Below are 14,865 nucleotides of genomic sequence, written 5' to 3'. Positions count from 1 at the left end.
CCTCCCGCCCCTCCCGTCAGAGCCCGCAGCAGCAGCGAGCGCTGTGGATGGGAGGTGGCCTCCTCGGGGCTGAGGCGCCCTTCGTCGACCATCGACTGGACGAAGGTGTGGTCGTGGGTGATCTGGAAGAGCTCACCGTCCCGCAGCAGATAGGCGCGGGAGTCACCGATGTGCACCAGGGCGAGCCGGGAGCCGGTCCACAGCATCGCGGTGAGCGTCGTGCCCACCTCATGAGGCGCGGGGCCGGCTCCGGCGATATCGCGTACCGCCCGGCCCGCCCGCTCGACGGCGTCCTCCAGCGCGTTGAGCAGGTCGCCCGCCGGGACGCCCGCGCCGACGCCCTCGGCGCCCAGGCGTTTGAGCACCTGCACGGCGGCCTCGCCGGCCGGGGCTCCGGCCACGCCGAAGCCGTCGGCGACGGCGAGCAGGCGCGGCCCGGCGTAGGCGGTGTCCTGGTTGCTCTCGCGGACCAGGCCGGTGTCGGAGCGTGCGGCGTAACGGATGTTCAAGGGCTCGGCGGTCGAAGACGTCGGAGACATGGCAGGGTCCTTCCACGACAGATGGTCGATGAGGAAGGCGGCCAGGTCCCGCCGGGCCGCGGTCTCGGCCTCGGCCCGGGCCCAGAAGGCCCGGACCTCCCGCGCCGCCGCGTCCGCGTCCGACTCGCAGAGGTCGCAGACCTCGCCGATACGGGCCAGCGGCATGCCCAGACGGCGCAACCAGACCACCAGCCGGGCCCGTTCAAGCTGCTCGGGCGCGTAGAGCCGATAGCCCGTCACCGGGTCGACGCGGGCCGGGGCCAGCAGTCCCAGCTCGTCGTAGAGCCGCAGCGCCTTCGGCGACAGCCGGGACGCCTTCGCGAACGCCCCGATGGTCAGCAGACCCATGTCCGCCCCTCCTCGTCCCGGGCACCTTCCCCCGGTCCCCCGATGCTGGGGCCTCCCCCAAGGTCAAGGTCAACGCCCGCCCGACGCCGCCCGTCGGCTATGGCGCGCCCGTGTCGACGAGCCGCCCGAGAGCGACGGCCGCAGCAGTCAGATCGGCGCGGATCGCCTCTTCCCCCGGCCTGAGGTCCGTCAGTCTGCCGAGGACGGCGAGCGCCGCGCAGATCCGGCCCTCGCCGTCCCTCACCGGCACCGCGTACTCCGTGATGCCGTGCTCGAACTCCTCGTGCGCGGCGACCATTCCGCCCGGCCGGTCGCGGTCGTTGGCCGCTGTCAGCTCCTCGGCGGAGTGTGCGGCGCCCGGCCCGCCGACGCCGATCAGTTCGTAGCCCTCGAGCAGCGCCGCGATCTCGTCGCCGGAGTGGTCCAGCAGCAGCGCGCGGCCGGCCCCGGTGCACCAGCAGGGGGTGACCAGGCCGGCCCTGGCCGGCCATGGCTCGGCCGCTGCCTCCGAACGCAGCAGCCGGACGAGGACGCCGTCGCGCACCGAGAGCCGGGCGCCGGCTCCGTGTGCGATGGCCAGGCGGCGCAGGACCGGGCGGGACGCTCCCGGCAGACCGTGGTTCAGGGCCCGGGCCAGTTCGTAGAACCCGGCGGCGACGCGGAGGGTGGAGTCCTCACGGCGCTCCAGAAGGCCCCGGTCGCACAGCTCCTGGGTCATCCGGGAGGCCTTGCTGGGGTCGATGCCGATCTCCTGGGCGAGCCGGGCGACATTGAACCCGGTGCGCCCGGAGGTCTCCCGCTCCAGCACCGCGTTGATGATCTGGAGGCCGGTACGCAGCGAGGACGCCGCCTGGGCCTTCGGCGGGTTCGCTGTCACGGCCTCACTTTAGCAACGTGATCCCAACGTGATCCGCGGCGGCCGCAGGACAACCGCTCACGGGACGGTGCACATCGGCATCGCCGCCGAGCGCTTCGGCATGGCCGCGATGACAAGCGCGGAGGTGACGCTGGGCGAGGTCACAACGCGAAGGGAACGCGAAGGAGATGCTGATGACGCAGATGAAGCTGATGAAGCAGACGACCCGGTACGACCTCGCCCTGATCGGCTTCGGTGGCGTCAACCGGGCGCTCGCCGAACTGATCGCCGAGCGCGGCGACGAGCTGTCCGAGGAGCTGGGCTTCGCCCTGCGCGTGGTCGCGATCACCGACCTGCGGGCCGGTTCGCTGGTGCGGACCGACGGCATCGATCTCGCTCCGCTGCTCGCCGCGGCACCGGGGGAGCTCGACTTCTCCGGGATGGCGGGCGGCAGCGCCGACCCGCGCAACGAGTGGGTGATCCGGGAGGTGCCCGCCGATATCGTCGCCGAGGCCACGTTCACCAATCCGGCCGACGGCGAGCCCGCGCTGTCCCATGTGCGCTGGGCGCTGCGGGCGGGCAAGCACGTATGCACCACCAACAAGGGACCGGTCGCCCTGCACGGCCACGCGCTCAAGCGGCTCGCGGCCGAGTACGGCGTCAGCTTCGAGTTCGAGGGCACCGTGCTCAGCGGTACGCCCGTGCTGCGCACCGCGGACCGGCTGCTCGCGGGTGCCCGCGTCACTGGTGTCGAGGGCATCATGAACGGCACCTCGAACTACATTCTCGGCCGGCTCGAAGAGGGCGTCGACTTCTCCGACGCCGTCAAGGAAGCCCAGGACGCGGGCTACGCCGAGGCCGACCCCACGGCAGATGTCGAGGGCTTCGACGTACAGCTCAAGGTCGCGATCCTCGCCCATGAGGTCCTGGGCGCCACGCTGTCCTGCGACGATGTCGCCCGGGAGGGGATCTCGCGGCTCACCCCGGCGGATATGCGCGACGCCGCGGCCCAGGGGCTGCGGTGGAAGCTGATCGGCTCGGTCACCCGCCGCGAGGACGGCAGCGTCGACGCGCGCGTGGCGCCGGTAGCGCTGCCCCTCGAACACCCGCTGGCCTCGGTCGGCGGCCCCGTGAACGCCGTGGCCTTCCACACCGATCTGCTCGGCACCGTCACCGTCTCCGGCCCCGGCGCCGGGCGCACCGAGACGGCGTACGCGCTGCTGTCGGACATCATCGCCATCCACCAGCGGCACGGCACCGGCCCCGTCGCCCCCGCCGCTGCCGCAGGACGCGTCCTCCAGGAGGCCTTCCGTGACTGACACCACCCTCGCCGCTCTCCCGCGCACCGGAAGCGACACCGACACAGACGGCCAGGGCTTCGTCGCCGTGCACAACCCGTACACGGGCGAGGTCATCGGCTCGGTCTGCGCCACGACGGCGGAGTCGGTCGACGAGATCATGGCCCGCGCGCGCCGCGGACGCGCCACCGCCCGGGCGCTCTCGCGGGCCGCCCGCGCCGCCGTACTGGACCGCGCGGCCCGGCTGGTCGCCGAACGCGCCGAGTCCTTCGCCCGGTTGATCGTGGCCGAGGCGGGCAAGACCATCACTCAGGCCCGTAAGGAGGCCGCCCGAGCGGTGAACACCCTGGCCCTGTCGGCCGCCGAGGCCCGCCGTAACGCGGGCGAGGTGGTGCCCTTCGACGCGTACGAGGGGTCCGAGGACCGCCACGGCTGGTTCACCCGGGAGCCGCTGGGCATCATCGCCGCGATCACCCCGTACAACGACCCGCTCAACCTCGTCGCCCACAAGCTCGGCCCTGCCGTCGCCGGCGGCAACGCCGTCATCCTGAAACCCTCCGACCTCACCCCGCTGTCCGCGCTGCGGCTGGTCGACACCCTCGTCGAGGCCGGTCTGCCGGACGAGGTGATCACCGTGGTCAACGGCGGCGCCGACGTCGGCGCCGCGATCGTCGCCGCACCCGAGGTGCGCATGGTCTCGTTCACCGGCGGCTTCGCGACCGGGGAGGCCATCGCCCGCCAGGCCGGGCTGAAGAAGCTCGCCATGGACCTCGGCGGCAACGCGCCCGTCCTCGTCCTCGCCGACGCGGACCTCGACCTCGCCGTGGCGGCGTGTGTGTCCGGCGCGTTCTGGGCCGCGGGCCAGAACTGCATCGGCACCCAGCGCATCCTGATCGCCCAGGAGGTGTACGAGGAGTTCCGTACGGCCTTCGTCGCCAGGACGAGGGCGCTGCGCACCGGCGACCCCCGCGATGAGCACACCGACGTCGGCCCGATGATCACGTCCATGGCGGCCCGGGCCGCGAAGGCGAAGGCCGATGAGGCCATCGCGCGCGGCGCGGTGCTGCTGTGCGGCAATGACCTCGACGGCAGCCTCTACGGCCCCACCGTGCTGGAGGGCGTACCGGCCGACAGCGCCCTGTGGCAGCAGGAGGCGTTCGCGCCGCTCGTCGCACTGCAGCCGGTCGGCTCGTTCGAGGAGGCGGTGGCGCGCGCCAATGAGATCGACTTCAGCCTCCACGCGGGCGTCTTCACGTCCGACCTGGACCATGCGATGGCCGCGGCCCGGCGGCTGGAGGCGGGCGGGGTGATGGTCAACGACTCCTCCGACTACCGGTTCGACGCCATGCCGTTCGGCGGGTTCAAGTACGGCAGCATGGGTCGCGAGGGCGTGCGGTTCGCCTACGAGGACATGACGCAGCCGAAGGTCGTATGCGTCAACCGCGCGGGCGGCTGACCACGCGCGCGAGCGTCAGCGCCGTGACCGTATCGCGTACACCGGGCATCTGGGCGATCTGTTCCCAGATGCCCTGTACGCGTTCCAGGGATCTGGCCTCGATCCGCACCATCAGGTCGAACTCCCCGCTGAGCACATCGCAGATGACGACCTCCGGGATGCGCTTGAGCGCCGCCAGCACCTCACCGCCGCGCAGCCGGTCCTCGCGGTAGACCAGGACCAGCGCCGAGGCGATGTCCTCGTCCTCGTGGCCGCCACGCACCAGCGTGTAGCCGCGGATATGCCCCTGCCGCTCCAGCCGGTCGATCCGCTGCCGTACGGCGTTCCGCGACAGCAGCACCCGCTGCCCGAGCTCGGCGTGCGACAGGCGGGCGTTGCGGGTGAGTTCAGCGATGATCTTCTCGTCGATCGCGTCCAGGGCCGGTCGGTCCATCGCGGTATCCGTTCTCCACATGGCTCTTCGCATGGCTCTTCACATGGCGACACCCCGGCGGACTCGGGTCCGCCGGGGCTCGGTACGCCAGTCGTCTCCAGCGATCAGTCATTCATGTCGTTCGGGCACAGGGCGAAGACGCGGGCCGGGAACCCGGAGCCGCCCTGGGGCTTGGGCCAGGTGGCGACGATCAGCGCGCCCGCCTCCGGGACCTGGTCGAGGTTGGCCATCAGCTCTATCTGCCACCGGTCACGCGCGAGGACATACCGCTCCAGGCTGAAGTCCCCCGCGGAGGTGGCCGACCCCGGGTCGGTGTCGGTCTGCTCATGGCCGATCGCGGTGACCCCCGCCTCCTCGAACAGATGGCGCAGGACCTCGGCGGACCAGCCGGGGGCGTGGCTGACCCCCGCCGCGTCCTTGTTGGCCATCGCGTCCCGGTCCGGCCAGCGCCGGCTCCAGCCCGTACGCAGCGCCACGAACGATCCGGCGGGGACGGCGCCGTGGCGCGCCTCCCAGGCCGCCACGTCGTCCAGGGTCGGGGTCGCGTCCGGGTCGGCAGCCACCCGCTCGGTGATGTCGAGCACCACCAGCGGCAGGACCATCTCCTCCACGGGGATCCGGTCCAGCGTGCGCGCCCCTGCGACGAAGTGCACGGGCGGGTCGACATGCGTGCCCCACTGGCCCACGATCGTGTACTGGTGGACGTTGAAGCCGTCCCCGCGGTCCATGTCGAAGACCATCTCTCGCCGCTCGTCCGGGAACGCCGGGAAGTGCGGCTGCCCGGGGTGGAAGGCGTGGGTGAGGTCCGTGTACGTCGCCCTCCCGATCAGTTCACGGTAGGCCGACCACAGGGTGGGGGTGGTGGGAGAGGGGGTGCCGGGGGCGGTGGTGGCGGCACCCGCGGCGGTGCTGGTGTTGTCCATTTACTGGGTTCCCTTTCGCGTCGTCGCAACTCTTCACGCCGACTGGTCCGGCGGTGGTGTCAGTACCGTAAATGTTGTCAGTGCTGTCAGGTGTTCGGGTTCTGCGAGCGTCGCGACCGCGCCCGCCGACTCCGCCCGGTCCCCGTATCCCCACAGCACATGGACGGCCGGGATCCCCTCGGCGGCGGCGCTGGTGATGTCGTACGACCGGTCGCCGACCATGAGCGGCGCCGATACGTCGATGCCGCGCCGGGCCAGTCGCGCCAGGCACTCACGGATCACCTGTCGCTTGGTGGTGCGGCCCGTACGGTCGTCGATTCCGCACACCGCCTCGAACCACGGGTCCAGGCCGTAGTGGGCGACGACCCGCCGCGCCTGGTCCTCGACCTTGGAGGTCGCCACGCCCATCGGCAGCCCCGCGGCGGCCAGCGCCTTCAGCGCCCCCGCGACCCCGTCGTACAGCGCGCTGTCGAGGGCGCCGTGCGCGGCGTAGTGCGCCCGGTACGCCGCGAGGGCCCGTAGCGCGGTGGGCTCGTCGAGGCCGAGCCGGTGGCGGAAGGACTCGTACATCGGCGGGCCGACGAACGTCCGCAGCCTGTCGGGGCCCGGCGCCGGGGTGCCGACCTCGCGGAGCGCGGCGTGGATGCTCGCGAGGACCCCGGGGGCGGAGTCGACGAGGGTGCCGTCCAGATCGAGCAGCAGACAGGTGGGCTGCGTCGGCATGGGCGTCGGCGTCATGAGGCCGTCCCGCTGCGCCTGCGGCTGTACCGCAGGTAGTAGTAGAGGTAGCAGGCGGCGACGAAGGGGACGCCGAAGTACAGGGCCGCGACCTGGGTGGGATCGAGGGCGACGCCAACCAGGGCGGCCAGGCAGAGCACGAACGCCAGGACGGGCACGGCCGGATAGAACGGGGTGCGGTAGGGCAGCGCCTGCACATCCCCGCCGTCGCGCAGAAAAGCCCGGCGGTGGAAGAACTGCGAGGCCGCGATCGACATCCACACCGCCACCGCCGCGAACCCGGCGATCGACACCAGGACGAGATAGACGGTCTGGGCCGCGACCACGCTGCTCAGCAGTGACGCGATACCGCCCAGCATGCTCACCACGAGCGCGGCCATCGGGATCTGGCGGGAGTTCAGCCGTCGCAACATCTGCGGAGCCTGGCCCTCCTCGGCGAGCGAGAACAGCATCCGCGCGCAGGAGTAGAGGCCGCTGTTGCCGGCGGACAGCAGCGCCGTGATGATCACGAAGTTCATGACATCGGCCGCGTAGGGGATCCCGATGGTCGTGAAGACGGTCACGAAGGGGCTCTCGTCCAGGCCGACCTTGTCGTACGGGATCATCGCGGCGATCACGGTGATCGCCCCGGCGAAGAAGACCAGCAGCCGGACCACCGTCACCCGCAGCGCCTTGGGGACCGCCTTGGACGGTTCGTCCGTCTCGCCCGCGGCGACGCCGATCAGCTCGGAACCGGAGAAGGCGTAGAACGCGGCGAGGACGGTGACCATGACGCCGGACAGCCCGTGGGGGAACAGGCCGTCGGGTGTGTTGAAGTTCTCGAACAGATGGGGGAGCGCCTGGCCGTGGTCGGCCAGTGGGTGGAAGCCGGCGATGGCCGCGCCGCCGAGGACGATGAGGGCGACGACCGCGGCGACCTTGATGAGGGAGAACCAGTACTCGGTCTCGCCGAAGACGCGCGCGGAGATCGCGTTGACGGAGAACACCACGGCGGCGCAGACCACGCACCACACCCAGACGCTGACGGAGGGGAACCAGCGCTGCATCAGCAGCCCGCAGGCGGTGAACTCCGAACCCAGGGCGACCGCCCAGGTCAGCCAGTACAACCAGGCGGTGGTGAAGCCGGTGGCCGGGTTGATCGAGCGCGAGGCATAGATATGGAAGGCGCCCGAGACCGGGTAGGCGCAGGCGAGTTCGCCCAGGCAGGTCATGACGAGATAGACGACGAACGAGCCGACCAGATAGGAGAGGACGGCGCCGAGCGGACCGGCCTGGGAGATGGTGTAGCCGGAGCTGAGGAACAGCCCGGAGCCGATGACACCGCCCATCGCGATCATCACGAGGTGGCGGCTGGTCATGGAACGGCGCAGCGTTCCCTGGGGCGGATGGTCGGTCGCCGTTGCCGGAGCCGACGGGCTCTCGGTTGGCAGTGATGTGGTCATGACATGACTTCCTCAGGGTGGCGGTGACGGGGACGACACGGCGTGGCGGAGGGTGGTGCCACCTCTTGGGCGACCGCGGCGCGTGCGGGGTCAGCGCGCCGCGGCCCGCCGGGGAGCGCGGAGGACTGCGCAGGACTTACGCGCGGAGGACTTACGCGCGGGAGACGAGCTCCAGGGGTGCGGAGAGCTCGACGACCGGAACCTCCCAGGGGTGGGCGGCCACGATGCGCGCCAGAACACGGGACACCTCGTCGTCCGCGGCGGAGGCGTCGACATAGGTGGTGAAGGTGAGGGTGGGGGACAGCGAGCGGGCGCCGACCGCGCCGAGGGTGGGGGTGGACCCGGGCGCCGCGGTGAACCCCTCGGCGCCGATGCCCACCTCGAAGACGTCGGTGTAGAGGCCGAAGTCCCCGGCCTCCGGCGAGGCCTCCAATGCGCGGAAGAGCTCGACCAGGGACTCGTCCTGGTGCAACACCTCGACATCACCCGCGGCCAGGGCGGCCAGGGTCTGATGCGGGACGGGCCAGTACACCTTGATCGCTCGCACCGACCGGCGCCGGATCGCCGGTTCGGTACGGCACGGCCCCCGCTCATGGGCCGCGGACGTCATCGTCGCCGTCATGGCTGTCGCTGTCCCTTCTCGTATATCCCCGGCCTCGTATGTCCCCGGGTGACCGGGGCGAAAGCCGATGCGCGAGATGCTATGCGTGCATCTACCGCATGACAAGATGTAAATAACGCACAGCTTCTCAGGCGAACAAGCCAGCCGGCACCGCGAAAGGGCGGCAGTAGGGTGTCCGCGACAGCTGATCGCGCCACATGGACGGCGCGCGGCACGGCGGGGCGACGTGGCTGAGGGGTCATGGAATCGAGCGTGGGCAAGGGTCTGGACGTACTGATGGCGCTCGCCCACAGGACGGCGGAAGGGCATCGCCGCACCTCGGCCACCGACCTGGCCCGCGACCTGGCCCGCGATCGCAGCCAGTTGTCCCGCGGCCTGGCCGCCATGCGCGAAGAGGACTTCGTCGCGCGCAACAGGACCCTCCAGGCGCTCACCCTGCACTGGCGGCTCTATGCCGACACCCAGGAACTCACCGCCCACCGCCTGCGCACGGACGGGCAGACCGCGCTGGAAGGCATGGTCGGCGAGACCGGCGAGAGCTGCTATCTGGGCGTCCTGATGGGCGACGCGACCGTGACGATCGCCGAACGTGTCCCGCAGGGCAGCAAACAGGTCGGCTCCTGGATCGGCCGCCCCTACCCCGCGTACTGCAGCGACTGCGGGCAGGCGCTGCTCAGCGACGCCGACGACGAGGAAGTCGCCGCCGTCTTCGCCCGCACCGACTTCGTACGCCACGGCCCGAACACCCCCAGCGGGCTCGACGACTTCCTCCGCCGGCTCGCCGCCACCCGCGAGCGGGGCTACTCGATCGTCGACGAGGAGGCCGAACCCGGTCTGTACTCGGTCGCCGCCCCGGTCCGCGACTTCCGTGGCGAAGTGGTGGCCGCGCTCCAGGTCGTCGGCCCGCGCGTCCGCCTCGCCCCTCGTACCGAAGAGCTGGCCGCCACCGCGCTGCGCTGGGCCGACCGCCTGGAAGCCGCCCTGCGGGGTACCTGACCCTCGGCCGAGCCCCGACGGTCGTACCTGCCGCCGGCGGGCTCCCGGCCCGTAAACCGGGATGACGCCCGCCTCACCACCGCCCGCCGGCGGCCTCCGTGGCCGGGATGTCGAGGATGGCGAGGAAGGCGGTGGCCGCGGGTGGGCGGCCGACGGGGCTCCAGATGGCGTATTCGACGCGGGCCGGTGCGTCGGTGACCTCGATGGTGGTGACGCCGGTGAGCTGGGGCACATACGCGGCGGGGAGCATGGCGATGGCCAGGCCCTGCCCGACCAGTCGGCCGATGAAGTCCGCGGTGGTCACTTCGAAGGCGACGTCGCGGCCGAGGCCGGCGGCCGAGAATGCCTGGTCGGATTGGGCACGTCCGGCCGTTCCGGCCGGAAGGTCCACGAACACCTCGGCAGAGAGCCTGCGAAGGTCGACCTCCGGTTCGTCGGCGAGCGGATGGTCCGGCGCGACCACGGCGACGAGCCGGTCGCGGGCGAGCTCGTGGGCGGCGACGCCCTGAGGCCGCGATGTGATCGGCAGCCCGAGGAAGGCCACGTCGAGGGCTCCCTGCTTGACCTGCTCGACAAGGTCTTCGCTCGCGCCCACCCGCAGCCCGATGCGCACCTGCGGATACCGCTGGCGGAAGTCGCGCAGCGCACCGGGGATGTCGACCGCGGTGACGGTGGGGATCAGACCCACGGCGAGCCGTCCGCGTACCTCTCCGACGGCCGCGGCGACCTCGGCGGCCGCGCGCTCGGCGGCGTCCAGGCACTGCCGGGCGGCGGGCAGGAACGCCGCACCGGCCGGTGTCAGCCGCACCCGGCGGCTGGTGCGTTCGAAGAGCCGCGCGCCCAACTCCTTCTCCAGGCGGGAGATTTGGTGGCTGAGGGCGGACTGGACGACCAGACATCGTTCGGCGGCCCGGGTGAAGCTGTTGGTCTCGGCCACGGCGATGACGTACCGCATCTGCTGAAGCTCCATGGATCTATCTTGTATTGAGATCGATGAAGTGAAAAACATGTCTTGGACTCATTGATGGCCGCGGCGTGAGACTGCGAGCATGACAAGTCCAGCAGCACAGAGAGTTTCCGGCGGGCGCGCCGCCCTGACGGCGCTCGCCCCCGCGGTGTGGGGCACGACCTACGTCGTCACCACCGAGCTTCTGCCCCCGGGGCACCCTCTGTTCGCGGGGCTCCTGCGTGCGCTGCCCGCCGGGCTGATCGCGCTGGCGATCACCCGGACGCTGCCGCGCGGAGCCTGGTGGGGGAAGGCCGCGGCGCTCGGTGTGCTGAACATCGGGCTGTTTCTCCCGCTGCTGTTCGTCGCGGCCGAGCGCCTGCCGGGAGGCGTCGCCGCCACCTTGGCGGCGGCCCAGCCGCTGATCGTCGCCGTCTTGGCGGTCACCGTGCTCCGCGAGCGCCTTTCGGTCTGGCGCCTCGTCTGGGGTGTGACGGGCGTCGTGGGCGTCGGCCTGGTGGTGATCGGGCCGAACGCGGCGCTCGATGGCGTCGGGATCGTGGCGGGCCTCGCCGGCGCGGCCACGATGGCGCTCGGGGTGACGCTCACCAAGCGCTCGGGACGTCCATCCGGGGTCGGTGCCACCGCGTTCGCCGGCTGGCAGCTCACCGCGGGGGGCCTGTTCCTGGTGCCGGTCACCTTCCTCGTGGAGGGACCGCCTCCTGCGATCGACTCGACCGCCGCCCTCGGCTATCTCTGGCTGGGCCTGGTCGGCGGCCTGATCACCTACATCCTGTGGTTCCAGGGCATCACCACCTTGCCCGTCACCTCCGTCGCGGTGCTCGGCCTGCTCTCGCCGCTGGTCGCCGCCGTGCTCGGGGCCGTCGTACTCGATCAGACGCTCGGCCTGATCCAGCTCGTGGGGTTCGGGCTCTCCCTCGCCGCGATCGTCGCGGGGCAGCTTCCCGCGCCCGCCCCCGCACGCGACCGCGTTTCGGCCGCACCCCAGGAATGACCGCGAAATGACCGGAAAACGAAGGGATCTCGCAGTGCCGAACAAGAAGGCAGTCCTGGTCACGGGCGCGACCGGCGGCCAAGGCGGCGCCGTCGCCCGCAGGCTTCTCCAGGGCGGCTGGGCGGTACGCGCCCTCGTCCGCGCCCCGGACGGTCAGCGGGCCAAGGAGCTCAAGGCGCTCGGCGCGGAGCTGGCCCCCGGCGACCTGGACGATCCGGAGTCGCTGCGCGCGGCGGCGCGGGGCGCGTACGGCGTCTTCAGCGTGCAGCCCTCCGATATGGCCGACCCTCGCCCCGCGGTCGAGGTGCGGCAGGGCAGGAACGTCGCCGACGCGGCCCGGGCCGCGGGCGTCGCGCATCTGGTCTACAGCTCCGTCGGCGGCGCCGAGCGCGGGTCCGGTGTCGCGCATTTCGAGACCAAGGCGGAGATCGAGGCGTACGTCGACGCCCTCGGCGTGCCCGCGACGGTGCTGCGGCCGGTGTTCTTCCTGGAGAACTGGCCGTACCTGGTGCCGGAGGCACAGAACGGGGAGCGGGTCGGTTCGCTCGCACTGGACGCGGACACCTCGCTGCAGATGATCGCGCTGGCCGATATCGGCCGGATCGCCGCGGACGCCTTCGCCGAGCCGGCCGAGTTCATCGGCAAGAAGATCGAGATCGCCGGCGACGAGCTGACCGTACGGCGGATCGCCGAGGTGTTCACCGAGGTCGACGGCGTCCCGACGCGTTTCGAGCGGCAGCCGACCGACGAGCTGCGGGCCCAGGCCGTAGAGGCTGCGAAGATGTTCGACTGGCTCAACGAGAAGGGCTACCAGGCCGATATCGGCGCGCTCCGCGAGCGGTACCCGGAGCTGCTGACCCTCCAGACGTGGCTGGGCGAGATCCGATAGGCGGGGGGTGTCACGCTCGCGGGCCCGGCGGTGTCTTCATGCCGAACAAGCACACGTAGCAGGTACATATATAAGGAGACACCATGGCGCTACGCATTCCTAAGGCCGAGCTCCCCACCGAGCTGCGGGAGAACCTGATCAAGCAGCTCGGTACCGTGCCCGAGCCCGTCGAGGTGACCTTCAACAACCCCGACGTCGCCACGTCCAACCAGGAGTTCTCGGCCAAGGTGGCCACGTGGAACGCGGCCGACGGCGGCCTCAAGTCGTTCGCGCACATGGCCGTCGCGGCACAGGTCGGCTGCAGCTGGTGCCTCGACATCGGCTACTTCCAGGCGCTGAACCAGAACCTGGACCTGACCAAGGCGAGCCAGGTGCCGCGCTGGCGGGAGTCGGACGTGTTCACCCCGCTGGAGCGGGACGTGATGGAGTACGCCGAGGCCATGACGAACACACCGCCGACCGTCACCGACGAGATGTCCGCAAGCCTGCTCGACCGGCTCGGCCCGGCGGCGATGGTCGAGCTCACCGTGTTCATCGGCTTCGTCAACCTGGCGACCAGGACCAACACGGCGCACGGGATCACCTCGCAGGGATACGCCGATGCGTGCGAGATTCCGCTCGCCAAGCGGCCCGAGCAGACCGGCGTGGCGTCGACGGCATGACCGAGGACCCGTTCGTCACCCATCGCGGCCTGCTGTTCACGGTCGCCTACGAAATGCTCGGGTCGGCGGCCGACGCGGAGGATGTGCTCCAGGAGTCCTGGCTGCGGTGGTCCGACGTCGACCGGGCGCAGGTGCGTGACCCGCGGGCGTATCTCGTCCGGACCGTCACCCGACAGGCGCTCAACCGGCTGCGGACGCTCTCCCGCAGCCGCGAGGACTACGTCGGCGAGTGGCTGCCGGAACCGCTGCTGACCAGCCCCGATGTCGCCGAGGACATCGAACTCGCGGAAAGCGTCTCGATCGCCATGCTGACCGTGCTGGAAACGCTCGGGCCGGCGGAGCGGGCGGTGTTCGTGCTCCGCGAGGTCTTCGATATGCCGTACGGCGAGATCGCCGAGGCCATCGGGAAGTCCACGACCGCGGTGCGGCAGATCGCGCGGCGGGCCCGCGAGCACGTGGCGGCCCGGCGGCCGCGGGTGCAGGTGAGCCGGTCGGAGCAGCAGGCGGTGGTGGAGCGGTTCCTGGTCGCGCTGCGCACCGGGCAGCTGCGGGAGCTGATGGAGATCATGGCGCCGGATGTGGTCCTGATCGCCGACGGTGGGGGGCTGGTGCCCGCCGTACTGACTCCCGTCCACGGGGCCGATGCGGTGGCGCCGATGCTCGCGCGCGCGAACCGGGTGGCCAGGGTCGAGACGACGACCGTATGGCTCAACGGCGCACCCGCGGGCCGGATCGAGTTCGACGGCGAGCCGGCCGCGGTGAGCCTCACGGTGGAGGACGGACGGGTCACCCGGATCTATGTGGTGCGCAATCCGCGGAAGCTCACGCGGCTGGACGAACCGGCCGATCTCACCAGATAAGCCCGCCGACAATCCGGGCATCAGGGGTGTTCCGGGCGGCGGAAACCGCCCGGAACACCCCCCGCCCCCGGCACGGCTGCAAGCAAATGCTTGCAATAGTTAGCACTGATGCGGCAGCATGGGGGCATGGCATCACTGAACGTCGGCACCCTCGGCGAGTTTCTGCGCGAGCAGAGACGCAGCGCGCAGCTCTCACTGCGGCAGCTCGCCGACGCTGCCGGGGTGTCCAATCCGTATCTGAGCCAGATCGAGCGCGGGCTGCGCAAGCCGAGCGCGGAGATCCTGCAGCAGCTTGCGAAGGCGCTGCGGATATCCGCCGAGACGCTTTATGTGCAGGCCGGGATTCTCGATGAGCGGGAGCGGGACGAGACGGAGACGCGCAGTGTGATACTGGCCGATCCGTTGATCAACGAGCGGCAGAAGCAGGTGCTGCTGCAGATCTACGAGTCGTTCCGCAAGGAGAACGCACCCGACCCCGCCGCGGGCGACACCCCCTTGGGCGCCCCCACCGGCACCGGCACCCCCGCTGGTACGTACGCGGGCACCGGCAGGCCCATCGGCACCCCCTCCGGCAGCGCCGACGACGACGCCGAACCCTCGATTTGATCCGGGAGGACCATCAGCATGGCCATCACCGACGATGTGCGTAAGACGCTCACCGACCCGACCCCCCTGTACTTCGTAGCGGGCACGGCCGACCTCGCCGCCCAGAAGCTCAAGGAGGTGCCGTCGCTGGTCGAGAAGATCGTCGCCGAGGCCCCCGAGCGCTTCGCAGCCGTACGGAACACCGACCCGAAGGCCGTTCAGGACCGGGTCACCCAGCAGGCGAAGGACGCCCAGGA

16 protein-coding genes and 1 pseudogene are annotated in these 14,865 nt (G+C 71.2%); 9 read left to right on the top strand and 8 right to left on the bottom strand.

The genetic code is table 11. The annotated features are described in order from the left end of the window. The coding region (locus CCN51_RS43490; RefSeq protein ID WP_086860829.1) for a MerR family transcriptional regulator at window positions 1–887 on the bottom strand (887 nt) is incomplete at its 3' end. Between the two features lie 97 nt (window positions 888–984). Then, window positions 985–1,764: an IclR family transcriptional regulator gene (locus CCN51_RS43485; protein ID WP_014177663.1), complete on the bottom strand. Its 780-nt coding sequence runs from the start codon at window positions 1,762–1,764 to the stop codon at window positions 985–987. A 173-nt stretch (window positions 1,765–1,937) separates the two neighbouring features. On the opposite strand from CCN51_RS43485, the gene CCN51_RS43480 reads away from it, so the two are divergent. Beyond that, window positions 1,938–3,062 carry a homoserine dehydrogenase gene (locus tag CCN51_RS43480; protein ID WP_014177664.1) on the top strand — a complete coding sequence of 375 codons (1,125 nt, stop codon included), beginning with the start codon at window positions 1,938–1,940 and terminating at the stop codon, window positions 3,060–3,062. Further along, entirely contained in the window at window positions 3,055–4,497 is a 1,443-nt protein-coding gene (locus CCN51_RS43475; protein ID WP_014177665.1) for an aldehyde dehydrogenase family protein, read from the top strand. The genes CCN51_RS43480 and CCN51_RS43475 overlap by 8 nt, the downstream gene beginning before the upstream one ends. On the opposite strand, the gene CCN51_RS43470 is transcribed toward CCN51_RS43475, so the two are convergent. The 5 genes from CCN51_RS43470 to CCN51_RS43450 form a co-directional block, all read right to left on the bottom strand. After that, entirely contained in the window at window positions 4,478–4,930 is a 453-nt protein-coding gene (locus CCN51_RS43470) for an Lrp/AsnC family transcriptional regulator (RefSeq protein ID WP_014177666.1), read from the bottom strand. The two genes, CCN51_RS43475 and CCN51_RS43470, sit on opposite strands and share 20 nt — an antisense overlap. A gap of 104 nt (window positions 4,931–5,034) precedes the next feature. Continuing rightward, window positions 5,035–5,853 (bottom strand): cyclase family protein, encoded by an 819-nt coding sequence (locus tag CCN51_RS43465; RefSeq protein WP_014177667.1) that lies wholly within the window; start codon window positions 5,851–5,853, stop codon window positions 5,035–5,037. A 33-nt stretch (window positions 5,854–5,886) separates the two neighbouring features. Then, window positions 5,887–6,576, bottom strand: a complete 690-nt coding sequence (locus tag CCN51_RS43460) for an HAD hydrolase-like protein (RefSeq protein ID WP_014177668.1) — start codon at window positions 6,574–6,576, stop codon at window positions 5,887–5,889. Window positions 6,577–6,587: 11 nt separating this feature from the next. After that, window positions 6,588–8,033 (bottom strand): amino acid permease, encoded by a 1,446-nt coding sequence (locus CCN51_RS43455; RefSeq protein ID WP_043487152.1) that lies wholly within the window; start codon window positions 8,031–8,033, stop codon window positions 6,588–6,590. A gap of 151 nt (window positions 8,034–8,184) precedes the next feature. Further along, on the bottom strand, window positions 8,185–8,655 hold the full coding sequence (locus tag CCN51_RS43450) for a YqfO family protein (RefSeq protein ID WP_238545405.1): 471 nt from the start codon (window positions 8,653–8,655) through the stop codon (window positions 8,185–8,187). Between the two features lie 240 nt (window positions 8,656–8,895). Here CCN51_RS43450 and CCN51_RS43445 point away from each other — a divergent pair, with 240 nt between their 5' ends. Further along, complete coding sequence (locus CCN51_RS43445) at window positions 8,896–9,651, top strand: IclR family transcriptional regulator (RefSeq protein ID WP_014177671.1); 756 nt, start codon at window positions 8,896–8,898, stop codon at window positions 9,649–9,651. A gap of 73 nt (window positions 9,652–9,724) precedes the next feature. Here CCN51_RS43445 and CCN51_RS43440 read toward each other — a convergent pair whose 3' ends face one another. Beyond that, a complete protein-coding gene (locus CCN51_RS43440) occupies window positions 9,725–10,621 on the bottom strand; it encodes a LysR family transcriptional regulator (protein ID WP_014177672.1) in 897 nt (298 codons plus the stop codon). 79 nt (window positions 10,622–10,700) lie between these two features. Here CCN51_RS43440 and CCN51_RS43435 point away from each other — a divergent pair, with 79 nt between their 5' ends. The 6 genes and pseudogenes from CCN51_RS43435 to CCN51_RS43410 form a co-directional block, all read left to right on the top strand. Beyond that, window positions 10,701–11,612 (top strand): EamA family transporter, encoded by a 912-nt coding sequence (locus CCN51_RS43435; protein WP_078610534.1) that lies wholly within the window; start codon window positions 10,701–10,703, stop codon window positions 11,610–11,612. A 34-nt stretch (window positions 11,613–11,646) separates the two neighbouring features. Then, window positions 11,647–12,501, top strand: a complete 855-nt coding sequence (locus CCN51_RS43430; RefSeq protein WP_014177674.1) for an NmrA/HSCARG family protein — start codon at window positions 11,647–11,649, stop codon at window positions 12,499–12,501. A gap of 83 nt (window positions 12,502–12,584) precedes the next feature. Further along, window positions 12,585–13,163 carry a carboxymuconolactone decarboxylase family protein gene (locus CCN51_RS43425; RefSeq protein ID WP_014177675.1) on the top strand — a complete coding sequence of 193 codons (579 nt, stop codon included), beginning with the start codon at window positions 12,585–12,587 and terminating at the stop codon, window positions 13,161–13,163. Further along, window positions 13,160–14,023, top strand: a complete 864-nt coding sequence (locus tag CCN51_RS43420; RefSeq protein WP_014177676.1) for an RNA polymerase sigma-70 factor — start codon at window positions 13,160–13,162, stop codon at window positions 14,021–14,023. The genes CCN51_RS43425 and CCN51_RS43420 overlap by 4 nt, the downstream gene beginning before the upstream one ends. Before the next feature lie 126 nt (window positions 14,024–14,149). Continuing rightward, on the top strand, window positions 14,150–14,629 hold the full coding sequence (locus CCN51_RS43415; protein WP_014177677.1) for a helix-turn-helix domain-containing protein: 480 nt from the start codon (window positions 14,150–14,152) through the stop codon (window positions 14,627–14,629). A gap of 18 nt (window positions 14,630–14,647) precedes the next feature. After that, window positions 14,648–14,865, top strand: a pseudogene (locus CCN51_RS43410) (hypothetical protein); the annotation flags it as partial.

It is taken from the genome of Streptomyces milbemycinicus (assembly GCF_002154605.1).
GTDB classification, from domain to species: Bacteria; Actinomycetota; Actinomycetes; order Streptomycetales; family Streptomycetaceae; genus Streptomyces; species Streptomyces milbemycinicus.
Note: the sequence above shows the minus strand (reverse complement) of the source record. Positions and strands in the feature narration are given on the sequence as shown.

Excerpts from the sequence above, each read along its gene's own strand:
- CCN51_RS43445 (WP_014177671.1), top strand. The coding sequence starts at position 8,896 with ATGGAATCGAGCGTGGGCAAGGGTCTGGACGTACTGATGGCGCTCGCC.
- CCN51_RS43465 (WP_014177667.1), bottom strand. The coding sequence starts at position 5,853 with ATGGACAACACCAGCACCGCCGCGGGTGCCGCCACCACCGCCCCCGGC.
- CCN51_RS43450 (WP_238545405.1), bottom strand. The coding sequence starts at position 8,655 with ATGACGGCGACGATGACGTCCGCGGCCCATGAGCGGGGGCCGTGCCGT.
- CCN51_RS43460 (WP_014177668.1), bottom strand. The coding sequence starts at position 6,576 with ATGCCGACGCAGCCCACCTGTCTGCTGCTCGATCTGGACGGCACCCTC.
- CCN51_RS43480 (WP_014177664.1), top strand. The coding sequence starts at position 1,938 with ATGACGCAGATGAAGCTGATGAAGCAGACGACCCGGTACGACCTCGCC.
- CCN51_RS43425 (WP_014177675.1), top strand. The coding sequence starts at position 12,585 with ATGGCGCTACGCATTCCTAAGGCCGAGCTCCCCACCGAGCTGCGGGAG.
- CCN51_RS43420 (WP_014177676.1), top strand. The coding sequence starts at position 13,160 with ATGACCGAGGACCCGTTCGTCACCCATCGCGGCCTGCTGTTCACGGTC.
- CCN51_RS43455 (WP_043487152.1), bottom strand. The coding sequence starts at position 8,033 with ATGACCACATCACTGCCAACCGAGAGCCCGTCGGCTCCGGCAACGGCG.
- CCN51_RS43415 (WP_014177677.1), top strand. The coding sequence starts at position 14,150 with ATGGCATCACTGAACGTCGGCACCCTCGGCGAGTTTCTGCGCGAGCAG.
- CCN51_RS43440 (WP_014177672.1), bottom strand. The coding sequence starts at position 10,621 with ATGGAGCTTCAGCAGATGCGGTACGTCATCGCCGTGGCCGAGACCAAC.
- CCN51_RS43435 (WP_078610534.1), top strand. The coding sequence starts at position 10,701 with ATGACAAGTCCAGCAGCACAGAGAGTTTCCGGCGGGCGCGCCGCCCTG.
- CCN51_RS43470 (WP_014177666.1), bottom strand. The coding sequence starts at position 4,930 with ATGGACCGACCGGCCCTGGACGCGATCGACGAGAAGATCATCGCTGAA.